Source organism: Streptomyces sp. WM6386, from assembly GCF_000972385.1.
Classification (GTDB): domain Bacteria; phylum Actinomycetota; class Actinomycetes; order Streptomycetales; family Streptomycetaceae; genus Streptomyces.
The window spans coordinates 1-356 of record NZ_JXTE01000656.1 but is presented as its reverse complement, the minus strand read 5'-3'; the positions used below and the strand labels follow the sequence as shown (position 1 = coordinate 356).

The window sequence follows — 356 nt, the reverse complement described above, 5'->3', positions numbered from 1 at the left end:
CCCCCCCCCCCCCCCACGGGGATCTTCAGCTTCTGCCCCCCGATCCGCCCCCCCCCCACCTTGCCGAGCCGCACGAGGCACTCGTGGAACCCGTGCAGGGCCCACACGTTGCCCGGGTGCTGCACCGCGCGCGGCAGGGTGTCGTCGAGCCCGAGGTCGGCGCGGTAGACCGCCTCGGCCTCCGCGACGCGCCCCTGTTCCAGGAGGAGGGCGCCGTAGGCGTGCCGGGTGGGCTGCATCCACCCCCACGGCTCGTCGTAGGGCAGGTTGTCGTCGAGGGCGATGGACCGCTCCAGCGCGGCGAACGCGGCGTCGAAGTCGCCCTTGCGGTAGTCGAGTTCACCGTCGAGCATCGC

1 pseudogene is annotated in these 356 nt (G+C 73.9%); it reads right to left on the bottom strand.

Going from position 1 to position 356, the window contains the following annotated elements:
- A pseudogene (locus TN53_RS43120) lies at window positions 1-356 on the bottom strand (hypothetical protein); the annotation flags it as partial.